This window comes from Paenibacillus protaetiae (genome assembly GCF_004135365.1).
Lineage (GTDB): Bacteria > Bacillota > Bacilli > Paenibacillales > Paenibacillaceae > Paenibacillus_AP > Paenibacillus_AP protaetiae.
Map to the genome: position 1 here is coordinate 2,897,435 of NZ_CP035492.1, position 17,303 is coordinate 2,914,737.

A 17,303-nucleotide genomic window follows, 5' to 3' on the forward strand; every position below is an offset into this window, starting at 1 on the left:
GCCAGCCGCCGCGCGGGACGTATTTCGAACCTGTTAACCCGGATTAACGAACCGTTAATCCGGCGCCGTCATTTCATGAGCTCCAGCAGCTCATCCGGCCGATCCCCATGGAGCAGCTCCGATACGGTCACCATCTGAAATCCTCTGCGGGACAGCTCCGGCAAAATAATTTTCATCGCTTCCAGCGTCTGCAAAGAGCTGGGCACATAATCGTGCATCAGGATAATGTCGCCGTTCCGGGCGTTTTTCAGCACTTTATTGACGATATAGCGCACGCCCGGCTTGCGCCAGTCGTTCGTGTCCTGATGCCAGGACCATAACACGACCGTATAGCCGTTGCGCTTCGCCATCTGCACCATCTGCTCGTTGTATACGCCGCCGGGCGGACGGAACAGCAGCGTTTTTTTGCCGGTCAAATGCTCGATGGAATGCTCCGTCCGCAATATTTCGTCCTGCACACTGCCCGAATTGTTTGCTTTCAAGTACAGATGGGTGAACGTATGGTTGGCGATCTCATGCCCTTCTTCGACTTCCCGTTTGACCGTGTCCGGGAATTTCTCCGCCCGGTTGCCCACTACAAAAAAAGTAGCCTTGGCATGGTATTGCTTCAGCAGATCCAGAATCGGCTCCGTGGATTCCGGAAACGGCCCGTCATCAAACGTTAACGCGATTTTTTTGGACTGCATCGGCACCTCCCAGACGATTTCGCCCCTTTTCTCATAGTAAGTCCGGTTTTTCATTTCAGCCGGCATATCAAATCCGCATAACAGCGCTGCCAGGGCTGTCGCCAGCCCGATTGTCATCCAGCGGGACACCATTCATCCTCCTAACGGCGATCATGTGTTAACAGATATGGCTTATTGTCCCTCAATCTGCAAACGTTATCCCGCCGCACCGGCAGCTTTGCCAATTGCTGTGCCCATTACACCTTCAGCTTGATTTCCTCCGCCAGCCGCGCCATAAACGCGCCAAGCGGAAGCTGGCCCAGCTCGCCTTCGCCCCGCTTGCGGACAGCAGCCGAACCGCTGCTTTGCTCCTGTTCGCCGAGTACAAGCGTATAAGGCACTTTGTCGAGGCCCGCCTGCCGGATTTTGTAGCCCAGCTTCTCATTGCGCAGATCAGCTTCGGCCCGGATGCCTGCCCGCTTCAGCTGCTCCCTCACTTCCTCGGCATACGCATCGAATTTGCTTGAAACCGGCAGCAGCTTCACCTGTACCGGAGCCAGCCACAGCGGGAACGCACCCGCATAATGCTCCGTCAATATGCCGATAAACCGGTCGATCGAGCCGTAGACTGCCCGGTGAATGACAACCGGACGCACCTTCCGGCCGCTATCGTCCGTATACAGCAGGTCGAATTTTTCCGGCATTTGAAAATCCAGCTGCACCGTCCCGCACTGCCAGCTGCGCTTCAGCACGTCGCGGATATGAAAGTCGATTTTCGGCCCGTAGAACGCACCGTCTCCCTCGTTGACCCGGTACGGCAGCTGCAGCTTCTCCAGCACGCTCCTGAGCGAATTTTCCGCCTGCTCCCATAAGGCGTCGTCGCCCATCGAGTCATCCGGCCGCGTCGACAGCTCGATGCGGTACTCAAAGCCAAACACGCGGTACAACCCGCCGATTACTTGAATAATGCCGGCGATTTCATCCTCGATCTGGTCCGGCCGGACAAACAGATGCGCGTCATCCTGGCAGAACGTCCGCACCCGCATCATGCCGTTCAGCGCGCCTGAAAATTCATGCCGGTGCACCTGGCCGAACTCGGCAAGCCGAATCGGCAAATCGCGGTAAGAGCGGAGGCTGTTTTTATAAATCAGCATGTGGCCCGGACAATTCATCGGCTTTAACGCAAACGATTGGTCGTCCACCTGCGTAAAATACATGTTTTCCTTGTAATGGTCCCAGTGCCCCGACTGCTCCCATAAACGGCTGTTCATCATAAACGGCGTTCTCACTTCCTCGAAGCCGCCCTGCAGCATCAGCTCGCGCGCATACGCTTCAAGCTCGGTACGGATCGTCATGCCCTTCGGCAAATAAAACGGCATGCCCGGCGCTTCCTCCGAGAACATAAACAGCGCAAGCTCCCGCCCGAGTTTGCGGTGATCGCGTTGTTTCGCTTCCTCCAGCATGTACATGTTCATCCAGCTCGGCTTTGGACGGGAATGCCGTTCCGTAAACACGCTGCAGCATTTTGTTGGCAGAATCGCCGCGCCAATAAGCGCCCGCAACACTTGTGAGCTTAAAAGCTTTCAGCCGCCCTGTCGAAGGGACATGCGGCCCGCGGCATAAATCCACAAATTCGCCCTGCCGGTACAAGCTGATCACCGCTCCATCCGGCAAGCTGCCGATCAGCTCCAGCTTATACGGATCATCCAGCTCCGTGAACAGCCGCAGCGCTTCCTCGCGGCTCACTTCCTCGCGGACAATCGGCCAATTTTCGGCTGCAATTCGCTGCATCTCCTGTTCGATGGCTGCCAGATCATCCGCCGACAGCGCATGCGGCATGTCGATGTCATAATAAAACCCGTCTTCGATCACCGGCCCGATTCCCAGCTTCACAGCCTCCTGGCCGTACAGCCGCTTAATCGCCTGCGCCGTCAAATGGGCTGCGCTGTGCCGGTACACCTGCAGCCCTTCCGGGTCCTCCGCCGTTACAAATTGAACCCGGCAATCCTGCCTGGCCTGCATGCTTAAATCAACAAGCTTGCCGTCCATCGACGCGGCAACCGCCTTTTTCACAAGGCTCGGGCTGATCGCCGCCGCTGCTTGCAGCAATGTCGTGCCGCGTTCCATCTCCTTTACCGAACCGTCTTTCAGTGTCAATAATACTCCCACAGCTGACTCCTCCATTCAAAAAGGATTGAACGCAAAAAAACACACTGTCCCAAGGGACGAGTGCGTTCAGCTCGTGGTTCCACCCTCATTCGATCCGTACGGCTTTCAGGCCGGCGCAAGCTGCGCCCGTACCTGTGACGGTCCGTGCGAATCCTTATTGAGCATCCGTTAACGGGGATGATCCGGTGACATTTAATGCTGCTAATCATTCAGCTTCAGCAGGTTCAACGCCACAGCTACGAAGGGGTAATTCCATATCCGGCCGCAAAGAAGCTCTCAGCTAACGCTTCTTTCTCTGTATTGCCCTTGATAAGAAATCCTGTCTCCGATAATCGCCGATGTATGGAAGCATTGTAAGTCGCGTTCCAGAAATAGTCAATAGGCGCATAGGATGGACAAGTCCGTTTTAATCGGCTGCAGGAGCCGCCAGCGGAAAATAAACGTCGACATGCGTGCCTTCTCCCACCCGGCTTTGAATCTCGATCCGGCCCTGATGCGACGACATGATGTTGTGAACGACCATCATGCCAAGTCCGTTGCCTTTCGCTTTGGTCGTATGGAACGGTTCGCCGATGCGGGCCAGCACCTCTTCCGTCATGCCTTCGCCGCGGTCCGTAATGCCGATCCGCTGAAACCCGTCCGCTGCGTCCAGCGTCACGCGGATTTCCGAGCCGCGCGGCGAAGCGTCCAGCGCATTTTGCAAAATGTTGAGAAACACCTGCTTCACCTGATTGCGGTCGCATCTTATCCATTCTTCCCGGATAGAGCTGCATGTAATCGCAACGCCATTAGTGTCTGCTTTAATTTCAATCAGGCCAAGCACTTCCCGCATAATGTCAGAACAGCTCTCATTCTTGAACTGCAGCGCCTGCGGCTTGCCGAGCAGCAGCAGCTCGCCTACGATCAAGCTCATCCGCTCCAGCTCGGACATGATGAGGTCATAATGCATAATGCCCTGCTGCCTGCTTTCCGACAGCTGCAGCATACCGGTTACCGTCGTGAGCGGGTTTAATATTTCATGGGCGATGCTGGCGGCAATCTGACCGGCAAAACCCAGTTTCTCCGCATGGTAAAGCTTCTCCTTCGTCTGCTGCAGCTCCGTGATCTCGCGCAGGCTGCCCACAATACAAACGATCGTATGCAGCGGGTCGAAGATCGGGACGACATCCAATATAAAATGGCGCGTCCCGGCCTGAATCTCTACGCCGCCATTTTCTTTCTTGGTGAGCAGCACCTGGCGGAACCCTTCGCCAAGCATCGGCAGCTCGGCCGCCGGCATGCCCGGCCTGATCGTTTGCTCCGGACAGAACGCTTTGATCATATCTTCAATACGCCCGTTCACTTCTGTAACCGTGCCGTGCTCATCTGTCAAAATAATGCCGTAATGCCGATTGTCGAGCAGCGCCTGATTCAAAATTTGCAGCTGCGTGTAATGCTGCTTCAGCAATATTTCGCGTTCGGTATAATCCGCCACCATACGCAGCATGGCGAGCAGATGGGGATGCGCCCCCTGAATATCGGTCATTAAAGAGATCGTGCCTGCGATCCCTTCACGGGTGCGGAAGGGCGTTGTATAGCAGGCTGCCTGATGAAACGCTTTATGGTAATGGTCTTCGCCAATCAGCTGGACAGGCTGCTGAAGCGTCAGGCACGCATGCACCGAATTGATGCCGCATGACGCATCGAAACGCACGCCTTCCGTAAAGCCGATGCTCCGTATCGTAGCCGCCATTTCTTCATTCCCTTGAATATCGAGAATGTAACCGGTATCATCGGAAACCGCGATCAATAGCGGATACTCGTCCGTAAACGTAAAAAACTTATCTACAAAATAATGAACGGTCTTAATAACTTCCTGGTAAGCCTGGCATTGCTCGGCAAGCTGCTCGGGGGTGAACCGTGTATGATAAGGCGGCGGAGCGTCCGTGTCCATGCCTGCCGCCGCGCATTCAAGCTTCCATTGCGAAAGTATCGCTTTGTCGACCATAGAGTTGTATTTCCCCCTTCTCCCCAATATATGACAAAATACTACAAAACTATTTTACATGAAATTACATAGACCGACATTACTGTTTGAAAAATATATCCAGCTATTGCCGATATTTTTTTATAAACGGCAAAAAAAAGCCCTCGGTTCGAGGGCTTCCCGGCGCTGCCGAAGCAGCTGTATTCCAGCACTTGAATGTAACGCTGCAGCTTTTAATGAACTCTACAGCTCTTTGCGGTTGAAATAAATGAGGCCGGCTGCGGCAAACAGCACAAAACTGCCTAATACCGTAATAAGCAGATTGGTTAACGGAAGGCCGGTGACCGGCATGCCGTAGGTTAAAGTGCCCGCGCTCATCATCGCAAGCGCCGGCTGCGCCCATGGATAATAAGGGGCGATCGACGCCGAGTTGATCACGAGCATGTTCGGCAGCGTCAGCATCACATTGATGACAAGCGGGGCCGCAAAGCTGCTCCAGCCGGTCGATACCCACAGCTGCAGAGCCGCAAGCGGCAGGCACGCCAGCCAGCTGCCGCCAATCGAAGAGATCAGCTTCAGCGGAGTCAGTTGTCCCGTAATGCCCTGATAGGCGGCAGCCAGCAGCACCGCAGCTATAAACAGCAGCTGGACGGCGGCAAGCAGCAGCGCGACAATTGTAAACTTGGCCGTATACAGTCCCGTCCGGGACACCGGCAGCGACAGCAGCTGCTTCCAGCCGCCGCTCCCGTGTTCATAGCGGCATACGAACGCGGAGAAAATGCCGGTTAGAATCGGCAGCAGCAGCGTAGCATGGAACGAAGACATCGCCGACAGCAATACGCCAAGCTCGTCTCCAGATTTTACTTCGTCCATCCGTGTCAAAACGCCGACGATTGCCGCCACAAGCGGGCTGACGGGAACTAGAAGCCATATGAACGACCGCGACAATTTCAGCCATTCGGAGCGGAGCATGTTGCCAAACCGCATCTACTCCACATCCTTTCGGTTAAAATGGAGCAGGCCCAGCGCCAAAATGATCATGCCGAAGACGATTCCGGCTCCAACAAACAACACCGCGTGGTCTCCCCTATATGCGGCCGCCGGCCAATTCAGCGGGAGCCACTCCGACAGCGACATCGTAAACAAGGAGCCAACCGAGGCGACAACGCCGAACGTAATCGGCAAGGCCTGGTTTTTGAAGCTGAGGCACAGCCACAGCATAAGCGCGAGCATTGGCCACGACGCCAGGAACGGGCAGAAGGAAAGCCGCAGCAGGCCGCCAACCGGCATTTCTCCGCCGGAGCCGAGCGCAAAGCCAAGCACTGCCGTTCCGGCAGCCAGCAGCGCACAAGACGACGTCAGCAATAAGACGCTTACTGCAAATTTGGAGCTGAATACCGCCAGGCGCGATATCGGAAGCGCAAGCAGCTGCTTCCATGAGCTGGTGCCGTGCTCCACGTTGGCGAGCAAAGAGCTGACCAGCGTGCAGCCGAGAAACAGCGATACCGGAACAAAATACGATGTATATTCGAGCAGCACGCCCCACAGGTTATGGCCGTAATCATTAACGAAGTAGTCGTAGCGCAGCCCGAAATTTAATGCCATTAACGCAACGAGCCCCAGCGGCGCGCCGGCGGCGAGCAGCCAGAGGCCTTTGCCGCGTATTTTCAGGAGGTCGGACGAAAGCGCCTTGCCGATCATAAGCGCGCTCCCCCTTCCACAATTTGCAGAAACAGCTCCTCCAGCGATTTCCGTTTTTCCTCGATGCGGTATATATCATGGCTGCCTGCGACGAGAGTACGGACCAGCTCCGCCATTTCGGCGTCGCTCCAAGCGCCTGGCAGCGTAATGCCGGAAGCGGTCATTACCGCCTCTTCTACTCCGTGCCTAAACAGCTTCAGCATCGCCTCTTCCGGCTCCGAAACGCGCAGCTGAATAGAGCTTTGCGCCTGCTCCTGCAAGCGGGCGATCGTATCCTGGAATACCAGTTCCCCATGGCGGATAATGCCGACTGTGCCGGCCATTTGCTCCACTTCGCTGAGCAGATGGCTGGAGATCAGCACCGTTATGCCGTGCTGGGCGGGCATGCTTTTGATCAGCTCGCGGATTTCCAATATGCCCGAAGGATCAAGGCCGTTAGTCGGCTCGTCCAAAATAAGCAGCTCCGGCTGCCCAAGCAGCGCGCTGGCAATGCCAAGCCGCTGCTTCATCCCAAGCGAGTAGCCTTTGACGGAACGTCTCGCTTCCTTGGTCAGCCCTACAATCTCAAGCACCTCGGCAATTCTTGCCCTAGGCGCGTCTATAATGCGGCGGATCGCCTCCAAATTGTCCACTGCCGTCAAGTGGCCGTAATAGGACGGATATTCCACCAGCGAGCCGACTTTGCGCAGAAGGGGCAAGCGGTCCGTCTTCAGCGGGCGTCCGAACAGCTCCACCGTTCCCTTGGACGGCTTAATGAGTCCTAGCAACATCCGGATTGTCGTCGTTTTGCCGGCGCCGTTAGGTCCAAGAAAACCGTAAATATCTCCGCGCGAAATGCGTAAATTCAAATTGGAAACGGCGAATCGCCCTTTGTAGGATTTGCTGAGTCCTTTCGTTTCAATAACCCAATTACTCATCTCTATCACCTCGTAACCCACAATACAGGACCAAGGTTAAAGCCAAGGAGAGGCGAAGTTTAAAATTCGTTTAAAATTGCAAATCCCGCATGCGGCTCCCGGGCTGTTTCGGGCGGATGATGACGTTCGTGCCATCCGGCGACCGGTCCATCTCCCATTCCAGCTCCATCTCGCGGATCAAATGGTCTACAATAGCCAGCCCGATGCCGGCGCCTTTGCCGCTTCCGGACATGCCGCTGCCCCGGTCGCTGATCACCAGCGCATCCGTATCCCCTTGCCGCTGCAAGGATAACCCGATATAACGCCCGCCGGAAGCATGGCGGACTACGTTCTGAAACAAATTATCGAGCACGCGCCGGAAGCCGTTCCGGTCAATCCGCCACAGCAGGCGGCGTTCCGTCACCCCGGCGTCAATATCCGCTGCGATTCCTTCTTTCTCCCATAGCGGATACCAGGAAGCCGCCGTTTCCCGGACAAGCCGGAGCACATCAAGCTCCTCCAGCTTCAGCGGATACCGGCCGCTCGTCATAAGCGTATAGGAGAGCAGATTGTCGATCAGGCTGCTCAAATCGTCGATTTTAGCGGCCAGCTGAATCATCGCCGCATGCCCGGATTCGCTCATCCGCTCGCGCTGCAAGGCGTACAAATGGCCGTTCATCACGGTCAGCGGCGTGCGGAGATCATGCGATAAGCTGGAAATAAGCTGCTGGCGCAGCTCCTGCTCCTCGCGTTCGCGGTGCACGCTAGCTTTCAGCTGCTCCACCATTTGATTAAAGGCGTCCTCCAGCTGGCCGATTTCATCCGGCTTTTTGCGCCCGATCGGCAGCGGCAGGCCGTCTTCGCCGCGCAGCGCCATCGCCGCCTGCAGGCGGAGCAGCCGCTGGCGGATTTGGCGGAAAAACAGCAGCGAAATAAAAATAAAACCGCCGAACAGCACAAACATGACCAAAATATAAATCGGTGTGCCCGGCTGCATATTAAAGGCGTTGCGGAACAGCGATCTCGGCAGCTGGATCACCATAAATCCCGGCCCCGTGCTGCCTTCCCCCAGAAACGCCGCAACCGTAAAAGGCTGGCCGCCGACATAGTCCTTCATAAACCGCATCGCATCATCCGCTGTCCAATGCGCTGGCAGCTCCGGCGTCTGCTGCACGGGATGCAGAGTGCCGCCGCCGTCCACCCAGAAGACCGACGCTTCCGGATAGGTTCCCGCCAGCTCGCGGAGCCGCTTGTCCACTTCGTCCGGCCGCCCGGCATCAAGCCGGGCGGCTTCGTTATGCCATACCTCTTCCACATGGCTGGCCGTCCCGTATTTCAGCCCGTCCCCGCTTTGCTGAAACGAGCCTTGCGTAAACAAATAAGCAATCGCGGTCAGCGGGAAGATGATCGGCAAAAAAATGACCGCAATCAGAACAATGAGCACATAGCGCGACAGCAAGGAATGCCGGAATTTGATTCCGCTTGTATGAGCACGTTTCGCGTTCTTCATGCTCTTACCCGGTAACCGATGCCCCGGACGGTCTCAATGACTTCGGGCGCAGCAGGATTGCGCTCCAGCTTTTCCCGCAAATAACGGATATGGACCATCAATGTTTTATCGCCTTCGATATAAGGTTCGCCCCATACCGACTCATAAATTTGCTCTTTCGTCAAAATTTGCCCCAAATGGCGGAGCAAATAAGAGAATATTTGAAACTGCTTGCCCGTCAGCGTAATTTCTTCCCCTGTGTCGCGGTTTTCGATCCGGTTTTCCTGCTCGAATACTAGCAGATGTTTGATTGCAACCGGCTCTGCGCCGACCGCGCCGAACCGGCGCAGCAGCACCTCGACGCGCGCCGCCAGTTCTTCCGGATGAAACGGCTTCGTCAAATAATCGTCCGCGAACTGCAGCCCGTGCAGCTTATCGTCGATAGACGTGCGGGCCGACAGCATCAGGATCGGGACGGACGGCTCCGCTTTTTTCAGCCGCTGGCCGACCGTAAATCCGTCCAGCCCCGGCAGCATGACGTCCAGAATAACCAGCTTGCAGCCGGCCGCTTCCTCCACCGCCCGTTCGCCGCTTGTCAGCCATTTGATCTCATAACCCCGCTCCTGCAAATAAGCGCGCACGAAATTGCCGATCTCTGCATCATCTTCTATGTATAACAGCGAAATGCCCATGCCAGCTACATCCTTTCCAGCCTTATGTTCCTCTATGTTCAAGTATGCCTCCTATTCTAGATAAAGTTTTCCGTTCCGTAAACGGCAGATGGCTGCATTTGCCACCATGGGGCCGAATATGCTACACTGTAGCTAATTTTCAGGAACGGAGGATTGCGTGTGATAGACTTTATCCGAGTTAGAACTTTGCGCGGCTAATGAATGGAACCGGTCGAACGGCGCTTGATGGCGCGGTTTCATTTCCATGTTTACGGCAAAGCTCTGCCTGCGTGCAGAGGACTCAGGATCAGTCTGTCCATTTCGGGCAATCTCTACGGAAGCCTCCGAACGGATAAACTTGTCGCATCGCGCTACAGGTATACCGGCCTTTCCCTTTACCGTTTATATGCGGGAAGAAGGCCGCCTGCGGTGCCGATCGGCAGACAATCAGACTGCAGCACCGGATCAATCCGATTCCGGTTATTATTCCGGTCTTCTTGCACATGCTGACACAGGCAGACACGCCTGTGTTTTTTTACGTTTTTTATAATGAAAACGAACCTGACGGAGGATGATAAATAGATGGAACAAACACGCGAGAGAGCGATTATCGTTGGCGTACAGCTGCAACATCATGACAATTTTGCTTATTCGATGGAAGAGCTGCGCAGCCTGGCGGACGCCTGTTATATCGACGTTGCAGGGGAACTGACACAAAAAGCCGAGCGCGTTAATCCGGCGCATTATATCGGGGCAGGCAAGCTGGATGAGCTGCGGGCGATCCGCGAAGAGCTTGGCGCGGAAACCGTTATTTTTAACGATGAGCTTTCCCCTTCCCAAATCCGCAACCTGGAGGCGGGACTGGACTGCAAAGTAATCGACCGGACCATTCTTATTCTGGATATATTTGCGGAACGGGCGCAAACCCGCGAAGCGCAGCTGCAGGTTGAAGTAGCGCGGCTGCAGTATATGCTGCCGCGCCTCGTCGGGCTGCGCGAATCGCTGGGCCGCCAAGGCGGCGGCGCAGGACTTCGAAACCGCGGCGCCGGCGAGACGAAGCTGGAGCTGGACCGCCGGCGCATCGAGGAGCGGATCAGCGCGCTGCAGGGCGAGCTGGAGAAGCTTGTTGCGCGGCGTCAAATCCAGCGGAAGCAGCGCCGGAAAAACGAAGTGCCCGTCATCTGTCTCGTCGGCTACACCAATACCGGCAAATCAAGCTTGATGAACGCGATGCTGGAGACGTATCACCCGGATACGACCAAGCAGGTTTTTGCCAAGGATATGCTGTTCGCTACGCTGGAAACGTCGGTCCGAAGCATCGAGCTGCCGGACAACAAATCGTTTCTGCTGACCGATACGGTCGGTTTTGTCAGCCAGCTGCCGCATCATCTGGTGAAGGCGTTCCGCTCGACGCTGGAGGAAGTGGCCGAAGCCGATCTGCTCGTGCATGTGGTCGATTACGCTCATGAAGATTACCAGCAGCTGATCGACGTCACCAATGAAACGTTAAAGGAGCTTGGGGCAAACGATATTCCCACGATTTATGCCTTTAACAAATGCGATTTGACCGATCAGCCATATCCGGTTGTGGCCGATAATGCTATTTATATGTCGGTTAAGCAAAAAAGCGGGCTCGCTGAACTGACCGGCCTCATCCGGAAGTCGGTGTTCAGCGATTACGTGGAATGCGAGGTGCTGATCCCGTATGAGCAGGGAAGGCTCGTCTCGTATTTTAACGAGCATGCCCAGGTGCGCAGCACCAGCTACGAGGAGGAAGGAACCCGCCTCGTCATGGAATGCCGCGCGGCCGATCTCGAGAAATACCGCCAAGAGATGACGGTGCTTTAAGCGGCTGAAACGCAGCCGAGACGCCTAGTCTATAAAAACAGGACTGCCTGACCCGTTAGCAAGCGGGTTAAGCAGTCCTGTTTCACTTTATACCAGGCAGGCAGTGCATTAAGCGCTTTGGCGCAGTTAGTTCTGCGGTCCGGCGACGCCTTCCAGCATGCCGATCAAGTGGCTTGGCAGCTTTAAGCTTTTGCCTGCGCCAATAATCTGCTTCACCATTTCCTCCAGCTCGTCGGGCTGGCTGCCTTTAATTTCGGCGACTTCTTTGTGCAGCCGTTCCATCTTGCGGTCAAGCGCCGCGGCCGAATCCGCCGCCTCCTTCAGCTCCTCCACCAGACCAACAGGCACAGCCTTATCGTATTTGTAAAAAATTTTATGCTCCAGGCTCGCCCAGAAATCCATCGCGATCGTCCGGATTTGCACCTCTACGCATACCGTCTCCTGGCTGTCGGACATAAACACCGGCACCTCCACGATCAGATGCAGGCTGCGGTAGCCGTTCTCCTTCGGACGCTGGATATAATCTTTCTCTTCCAGCACCGTCAAATCGGCCTGGCTGCTCAGCATGTCGCGGAGCCGGTAAATATCCGACACAAACGAGCAGGTAATACGCATGCCCGCAATATCGCGCACGTTTTTTTGTATTGATTCAAACGACAGCTCGCAGTTTTTGCGGTACAGCTTGTTCAGAATGCTTTCCGGGGCTTTGACCCGGGCGCTGGTATGCTCGATCGGATTATATTCGTGTAAAAGCTGAAATTCCTCTTTTAATATTTCGATTTTCGTCTCCAGTTCCTTGAGCGCAAACTTATATAACATCATAAAGCGAGTCAAATCATGTTTCATTTTACGAAAATGATCCAAATAGTTGGAATCCATCATGCTGCGTTACCTCCTATATGTATCCGGCAGGCGGATAAACATACTTGATTTCCCCACCTATCCATTATAAGCAACCCGAAGCCCAAGTACAAAAAAACGGACGCTGCGCCGGCAGCATCCGCTGTATTGCAATAGATTAGCGTTACGATTCGTAAACAATGCCGCCCGTTCCCGTCAGATCGTATCCCGACATCGCCTGCAGCTCTTCCCGGAACTGCTCCGAGCGCAAAATGCCCGTGACCGTCTCAATCAGCAGCCGGTTGTCCGGCTTGCGGAGCAGCACCAAGTCGTAGCTTTCGACGGCCAGCGGAATAAAATCGACATCCCCGACCATAGCTGCAGCCTTCTCGCTGCCCGCTCCTGCATCCGCTTCGCCGGAAGCCACTTTGGCGGCGACGCCCACATGGTTCATCTGCTCATCCTCGTAGCCCCGGATCTGCTGCGGGCTGATGCCAAGCAGACGGAGCTGCTCGTCCAGCAGAACTCGGGTGCCCGAACCTCTCTCCCGATTGACGAACCGGATATCCGGACGCGCCAGATCGGACCATGCGCGGATGCCAAACGGATTGCCCCGCTTTACGTACAAGCCAGCCTTGCGGCGCAGCATATGGATAACGACATGCGGCATGCCGACAAGCAGCTTGCGGGTAAACGGAACGTTATATTCGCCGGTGTCGCCGTCCAGCAGATGGGTGCTCACAATATCCGACTGCCCTTTGTACATCGAAATAAGGCTGTCCAGGCTGCCTGTAAAAGAACGCAGCGGACGGAACGCCGCCGTCCGCGACTCGATATGGCGCGCCAGCAGATCCAGGCTGGCGTCCTGCCCGGTAATGACAATCGGGCGCGCGATGCCCGATGCCGGCTCTTCCGCAGCCGGATGCGGATACGCTTCCGCCGCTCCGCTCCATGCGGCGGACGGCGCAGCAAGGCCGCCCAGCGATCCGGACACGGGCAGCGTGCCGGAAGCCGCCGTTGTTCCGCCTTGCGGCTGCGCCTGCGTGTGCAATTGCGGATGTGCCGCCGTATGAGGATGCTGCCGCTGCGACTGCATGTGCGCGGGCACATTTGCCAGCCCTTTGGAGCGGTTTTTGTACGCTTCCAGATCGGAAGCGTCCACCCGCATCTGCTTGCCGACACGGTAAGCGAGCAGCTCGCCTTTTTTGATCAGATCGTAGACGGTCAGCTTTGATATTTTCAGCAGCTTGGCGATTTCATCCGTTGTATAGGATACATTGTCTGCCATTCGTACACCTCGTTACGTTTGCGTGCATTGCATTTCGTATTATTGTAGCACAGCGGCCGTTCCGACGTCCGAAATGGTTTACGCATCCAGTGTTTTCCCCTATAATCTATAATCATTTATATCTAGTTATATCTAAATATAACGAAAAAGGAGACCCTACTGTGAAAATAACAAAAACATGGCTTACGCTCATCGCTCTCTCCGCCCTGCTGATACTGGCAGCCTGCGGCAATGACAATTCCGGCAGCAATGCAGGCAGCTCTTCCGCCAGCGCCAGCGCCGGCGCCGAATCGCCAAAACCCGCGGACAGCAGCACCCCTTCGGCGCATGTTGATTTGACGATTTCCGCGGCAGCCAGCTTGACCGATGCGCTGAATGAAATCAAAACCGCATACGAGAAAGCTCATTCCGATACGACGCTGAACTTCAACTTCGGCGCTTCCGGCGCGCTCCAGCAGCAAATCGAGAACGGCGCTCCGGCCGACCTGTTCCTCTCCGCAGCGGAAAAAAATATGAAGGCGCTCGTAGACGGCGGCCTGATTGATACGGGCAGCGAAACGACGCTGCTGAAAAACGAACTTGTTCTGGTTGCTGCCAAAGGCGGCAAAGCGTCCGTAACGAAAGCGGAAGACTTAACCAGCCCGGATGTGAAAAAGGTAGCCATCGGCATCCCGGAAAGCGTTCCGGCCGGCAGCTATGCCAAAGAAGCGCTGACGAACGCCGGACTGTGGGACAGCCTGCAAAGCAAGCTGGTACAAGGCAAGGATGTCCGCGAGGTGCTGCAATACGTGGAAACCGGCAATGCAGACGCCGGCTTCGTCTACAAAACCGACGCGTTAACTTCCGATCAAGTGACGGTAGCGGCGGCGGTTGATCCGTCTTCCTATACGCCGATCACGTATCCGATCGGAATTGTGAAAGCAACCAAACATGCCGAACAGTCCAAAGCGTTTTTTGACTACCTGCAAACGCCGGAAGCGATGGCCGTGTTTGAAAAATACGGCTTTACGGCTGCTGCCTCCAAATGATGGCGGCAAGCGCAGCGGCGGTCGACTGGCATGCGTTCATCCAGCCGGTCAAGCTGTCCCTGCTGGTGGCGCTGATCGCCAGCATCCTTACAACCGCTTGCGGCACGCTGATCGCATGGCAGCTTTCCAAACGGCGTTTCCGCGGCAAATCGCTGCTGGAAACGGCCTTTATGCTGCCGATGGTGCTGCCGCCAACGGTTGTCGGCTTCCTGCTGCTTCTGCTGCTCGGGCGGCGCAGCTGGCTGGGACGCCTCATTGAGCAGCTGTTCTCGCAGCCGATCATCTTCACGTGGCCGGCCGCCGTTATCGCTTCCGTGATCGTGTCGTTCCCGCTTGTGTATCAGACGATGAAGGTCGGCTTCGCCTCCATCGACCGCGACCTGGAAGCGGCCGGGCGTTCGATGGGCGGCGGCGAATGGCAAATTTTCCGCTATATTACGCTGCCGCTCGTATCCGGCTCGCTCCTGGCCGCCTATGTGCTCAGCTTCGCCCGCTCGCTGGGCGAGTTTGGCGCAACGCTTATGATTGCCGGCAATATTCCCGGCAAAACGCAAACCGTCCCGACCGCCATCTATGTGGCGGTCGAAAGCGGCAATATGCCGATGGCCTGGCTGTGGACAGGAGCCGTCATCGCCATTTCGTTCGTGCTGCTGCTGGCCACCGGCCGCGGCGGCAGGAAGGAATAGCCGCCCGCGCTTCCGGGCGCGGCGCGCCAGTGTCCCCGTCGCTGCCAGGCACGTTGTTTAAACGCCAAATACAACAGCAAAAAACCTCCGTTTGCCCGACAGCCTTCAAGCAGGCCGTCCGCAAAATGGAGGTTTTTTTGTTAGACGACAGCATCAGACTTCGCCTATAGGGATTGTACAGCTGCATATCAAGCGCGTCTGCCTTATGCAGCCCGTGCCTGAATGCATGGGCCAAGCATCTGCCGATGCTTCTACAGCTCCTTCAGCAGCTTGTAAATATGATCCACCGAACGCATCGTATATTCAAAGCGGACCGGCTCGCCTCCGCGCAGCAAGACGAGGCAAGGCACGCTTGAAATTTTCCATGCGTCCCGCAGCGACGGGGAAAAGTTCATGTTCATTTGATATAGCGTTACGGGAACGCCCGCCGTATCCGCAATTTCCAGCATCCGTTCCGCTACTTTGCACGTGCCGCAAAACGGCGTAGAGAACAAGATCGCTTCCTTGGCCGTTCCCAAATGCGCAAGCTGCAGCCATTCCTTTTCTTCAATCGGCTGAATCGCCATCCGTACCTCTCCTTTCGTAACGGCATTACCCCAGCAGCAGCCGGCTCAGCTCCTCGTAAGAAGATGCGATATGATGCGGCTTATGCGCCGTCTCCGGCTGCTGATGGCGATGGTTCAGCCAGATGGCCGTCCAACCCGCGCCGAGCGCGCCAATCACGTCATTGCGCCACGAGTCGCCGATGTAGCAGCTGTCTTCGGGCGCGACGCCCGTCAGCCCGCATACATGGTCAAATATCCGCCGGTCCGGCTTGTCCCAGCCAACAACGCCGGTAATAAACTGCAGCTCGGCCGGAATAAGCTCCTCCAGCTGCATGGAGTCGATTTTTTTCTGCTGGTGCGCCCCCGCTCCGTTCGTAATCAGGCCAACGACATGGCCCGCTTCTTTTAAACGTCCGATCAGCTCCCGTGCGCCGGGGAACATATCAAACCGGTATTGGCAGCCGATGTACGCCGCTTGCACGGCAGCCGCCTCCTGCTCGCTAAGCTCCATGCCGAACTCGCCGAGCGTCCGGCGGAAGCGCTCGCTGCGCATCCACTCCAGCCGCCCTGCCGCCTCCATGGCTTCCGTTCCGCCCAGCTCGGCCGACAGCGTGTCGCTGTAATAACGGAGACGGTGGTACGCTTCCTCGTACGGAAACATGCCGTCCGCTCCCGCCGCCTGCTCCACCGCCGTCCGAAACGGAGCCAGATGGTCATATAATGTATCGTCTACGTCAAAAAAGACCGCTTGTTTCCCCTTTAATAACATGCCTGCTTCTCTCCCATTCTCTATCTTTCGTTTTACCAGCGGATTTGCTTAACCAGCCGGATCAGCCGGGATTTCTCCTCCGCATCCGCCGGCCATTGCTCCATCTCCGCTATAACCCGCTGCAAGCTGGTATAACCTTTGGCCAGCCCGTTTAATCGCGCCGCCAGCGTACCGTGTTCCCACCTCTGCCCGGGCGGATATAACCGTTCCAGCAGCTCCACTGCATGGGGATACCTTTTTACATCATACTTTTGGTGCCGGTCCTCGGCAATAAAAAAACGGTCATAAAGCCTTATTTCCGTTTCCGGCTTAAGCTTGCCACCTGCGGACAGCTGCTCCAGCACCATGAGCGCTTCCGCCAGCTGCGCTTCGTTCCGGTAAAGCAGCAGCGACTGGTATTGGCGGCCTTTATACCCGTTAATATTTACAGGATTATGGCTGTCCCAGAACAGCTTCAGCAGCTTGGCGAGCGGTATTGCCGCAGGATCATAATCCACTTCCACTACTTCCGTATGATCGCCCATCCGGCGGTAGTTCGGGTCTGCCGACGTTCCGCCCGCATAGCCGGTTCGGGTACGGATAACGCCCGGCAAATGGCCAAACAACGCGTCCGGCTTCCAAAAACAGCCCATGCCCAGCGTAATCGTCTCTGCAGGTCCCGATGTGCAGCCCGCATTAAGCAAGCGGTCGCCCATTTGTCATTAACCCCCTTAATAATTCATCCTATTTATCCTTGATGCGG

The 17,303-nt window shown here is 56.0% G+C and carries 15 protein-coding genes and 1 pseudogene; 3 read left to right on the forward strand and 13 right to left on the reverse strand.

What is annotated here, in order from left to right:
• Positions 1-68: 68 nt before the first annotated feature.
• The 8 genes and pseudogenes from ET464_RS13410 to ET464_RS13445 form a co-directional block, all read right to left on the reverse strand.
• Positions 69-818 (reverse strand): polysaccharide deacetylase family protein, encoded by a 750-nt coding sequence (locus ET464_RS13410; protein WP_244226535.1) that lies wholly within the window; start codon positions 816-818, stop codon positions 69-71.
• Between the two features lie 104 nt (positions 819-922).
• Positions 923-2,849: pseudogene (gene thrS / locus ET464_RS13415) on the reverse strand (threonine--tRNA ligase).
• Positions 2,850-3,240: 391 nt separating this feature from the next.
• Positions 3,241-4,821 (reverse strand): ATP-binding protein, encoded by a 1,581-nt coding sequence (locus ET464_RS13420; protein WP_129441672.1) that lies wholly within the window; start codon positions 4,819-4,821, stop codon positions 3,241-3,243.
• Positions 4,822-5,043: 222 nt separating this feature from the next.
• Complete coding sequence (locus ET464_RS13425; protein ID WP_129441674.1) at positions 5,044-5,787, reverse strand: ABC transporter permease; 744 nt, start codon at positions 5,785-5,787, stop codon at positions 5,044-5,046.
• Positions 5,788-6,501, reverse strand: a complete 714-nt coding sequence (locus tag ET464_RS13430; protein WP_129441676.1) for an ABC transporter permease — start codon at positions 6,499-6,501, stop codon at positions 5,788-5,790.
• Positions 6,498-7,418, reverse strand: coding sequence for an ABC transporter ATP-binding protein (locus tag ET464_RS13435; protein WP_129441678.1), 921 nt, complete (start codon positions 7,416-7,418; stop codon positions 6,498-6,500). The genes ET464_RS13430 and ET464_RS13435 overlap by 4 nt, the downstream gene beginning before the upstream one ends.
• Positions 7,419-7,488: 70 nt before the next feature.
• A complete protein-coding gene (locus ET464_RS13440) occupies positions 7,489-8,907 on the reverse strand; it encodes a sensor histidine kinase (protein ID WP_129441680.1) in 1,419 nt (472 codons plus the stop codon).
• Entirely contained in the window at positions 8,904-9,578 is a 675-nt protein-coding gene (locus ET464_RS13445) for a response regulator transcription factor (RefSeq protein WP_129444392.1), read from the reverse strand. Before ET464_RS13445 ends, ET464_RS13440 begins: the two co-directional genes overlap by 4 nt.
• Before the next feature lie 561 nt (positions 9,579-10,139).
• On the opposite strand from ET464_RS13445, the gene hflX reads away from it, so the two are divergent.
• Positions 10,140-11,405 (forward strand): GTPase HflX, encoded by a 1,266-nt coding sequence (hflX, locus tag ET464_RS13450; RefSeq protein ID WP_129441682.1) that lies wholly within the window; start codon positions 10,140-10,142, stop codon positions 11,403-11,405.
• A gap of 126 nt (positions 11,406-11,531) precedes the next feature.
• Here hflX and ET464_RS13455 read toward each other — a convergent pair whose 3' ends face one another.
• A complete protein-coding gene (locus tag ET464_RS13455; RefSeq protein WP_129444394.1) occupies positions 11,532-12,284 on the reverse strand; it encodes a GTP pyrophosphokinase in 753 nt (250 codons plus the stop codon).
• Between the two features lie 145 nt (positions 12,285-12,429).
• A complete protein-coding gene (locus ET464_RS13460; RefSeq protein ID WP_129441684.1) occupies positions 12,430-13,533 on the reverse strand; it encodes a helix-turn-helix transcriptional regulator in 1,104 nt (367 codons plus the stop codon).
• A 161-nt stretch (positions 13,534-13,694) separates the two neighbouring features.
• On the opposite strand from ET464_RS13460, the gene modA reads away from it, so the two are divergent.
• Together modA and modB are read left to right on the forward strand one after the other, a co-directional pair.
• Positions 13,695-14,561, forward strand: a complete 867-nt coding sequence (modA, locus tag ET464_RS13465) for a molybdate ABC transporter substrate-binding protein (protein ID WP_129441686.1) — start codon at positions 13,695-13,697, stop codon at positions 14,559-14,561.
• Positions 14,558-15,247: a molybdate ABC transporter permease subunit gene (modB, locus tag ET464_RS13470; RefSeq protein WP_129441688.1), complete on the forward strand. Its 690-nt coding sequence runs from the start codon at positions 14,558-14,560 to the stop codon at positions 15,245-15,247. Before modA ends, modB begins: the two co-directional genes overlap by 4 nt.
• 251 nt (positions 15,248-15,498) lie before the next feature.
• Here modB and ET464_RS13475 read toward each other — a convergent pair whose 3' ends face one another.
• The 3 genes from ET464_RS13475 to ET464_RS13485 are packed head-to-tail and all read right to left on the reverse strand — an operon-like array spanning position 15,499 to position 17,256.
• The gene (locus tag ET464_RS13475) at positions 15,499-15,813 is read right to left on the reverse strand and encodes a thioredoxin family protein (RefSeq protein ID WP_129441690.1); all 315 of its coding nucleotides are present in this window, start codon (positions 15,811-15,813) and stop codon (positions 15,499-15,501) included.
• Between the two features lie 25 nt (positions 15,814-15,838).
• Entirely contained in the window at positions 15,839-16,561 is a 723-nt protein-coding gene (locus ET464_RS13480) for an HAD family hydrolase (RefSeq protein WP_129441692.1), read from the reverse strand.
• Between the two features lie 32 nt (positions 16,562-16,593).
• On the reverse strand, positions 16,594-17,256 hold the full coding sequence (locus ET464_RS13485; protein ID WP_129441694.1) for a peptide-methionine (S)-S-oxide reductase MsrA: 663 nt from the start codon (positions 17,254-17,256) through the stop codon (positions 16,594-16,596).
• Positions 17,257-17,303: the final 47 nt, after the last annotated feature.

What these genes read in the sequence shown, in the direction of transcription:
- ET464_RS13410 (WP_244226535.1), bottom strand. Translation starts at nt 818, where the DNA reads ATGGTGTCCCGCTGGATGACAATCGGGCTGGCGACAGCCCTGGCAGCG.
- ET464_RS13420 (WP_129441672.1), bottom strand. Translation starts at nt 4,821, where the DNA reads ATGGTCGACAAAGCGATACTTTCGCAATGGAAGCTTGAATGCGCGGCG.
- ET464_RS13425 (WP_129441674.1), bottom strand. Translation starts at nt 5,787, where the DNA reads ATGCGGTTTGGCAACATGCTCCGCTCCGAATGGCTGAAATTGTCGCGG.
- ET464_RS13430 (WP_129441676.1), bottom strand. Translation starts at nt 6,501, where the DNA reads ATGATCGGCAAGGCGCTTTCGTCCGACCTCCTGAAAATACGCGGCAAA.
- ET464_RS13435 (WP_129441678.1), bottom strand. Translation starts at nt 7,418, where the DNA reads ATGAGTAATTGGGTTATTGAAACGAAAGGACTCAGCAAATCCTACAAA.
- ET464_RS13440 (WP_129441680.1), bottom strand. Translation starts at nt 8,907, where the DNA reads ATGAAGAACGCGAAACGTGCTCATACAAGCGGAATCAAATTCCGGCAT.
- ET464_RS13445 (WP_129444392.1), bottom strand. Translation starts at nt 9,578, where the DNA reads ATGGGCATTTCGCTGTTATACATAGAAGATGATGCAGAGATCGGCAAT.
- hflX (WP_129441682.1), top strand. Translation starts at nt 10,140, where the DNA reads ATGGAACAAACACGCGAGAGAGCGATTATCGTTGGCGTACAGCTGCAA.
- ET464_RS13455 (WP_129444394.1), bottom strand. Translation starts at nt 12,284, where the DNA reads ATGGATTCCAACTATTTGGATCATTTTCGTAAAATGAAACATGATTTG.
- ET464_RS13460 (WP_129441684.1), bottom strand. Translation starts at nt 13,533, where the DNA reads ATGGCAGACAATGTATCCTATACAACGGATGAAATCGCCAAGCTGCTG.
- modB (WP_129441688.1), top strand. Translation starts at nt 14,558, where the DNA reads ATGATGGCGGCAAGCGCAGCGGCGGTCGACTGGCATGCGTTCATCCAG.
- ET464_RS13475 (WP_129441690.1), bottom strand. Translation starts at nt 15,813, where the DNA reads ATGGCGATTCAGCCGATTGAAGAAAAGGAATGGCTGCAGCTTGCGCAT.
- ET464_RS13480 (WP_129441692.1), bottom strand. Translation starts at nt 16,561, where the DNA reads ATGTTATTAAAGGGGAAACAAGCGGTCTTTTTTGACGTAGACGATACA.
- ET464_RS13485 (WP_129441694.1), bottom strand. Translation starts at nt 17,256, where the DNA reads ATGGGCGACCGCTTGCTTAATGCGGGCTGCACATCGGGACCTGCAGAG.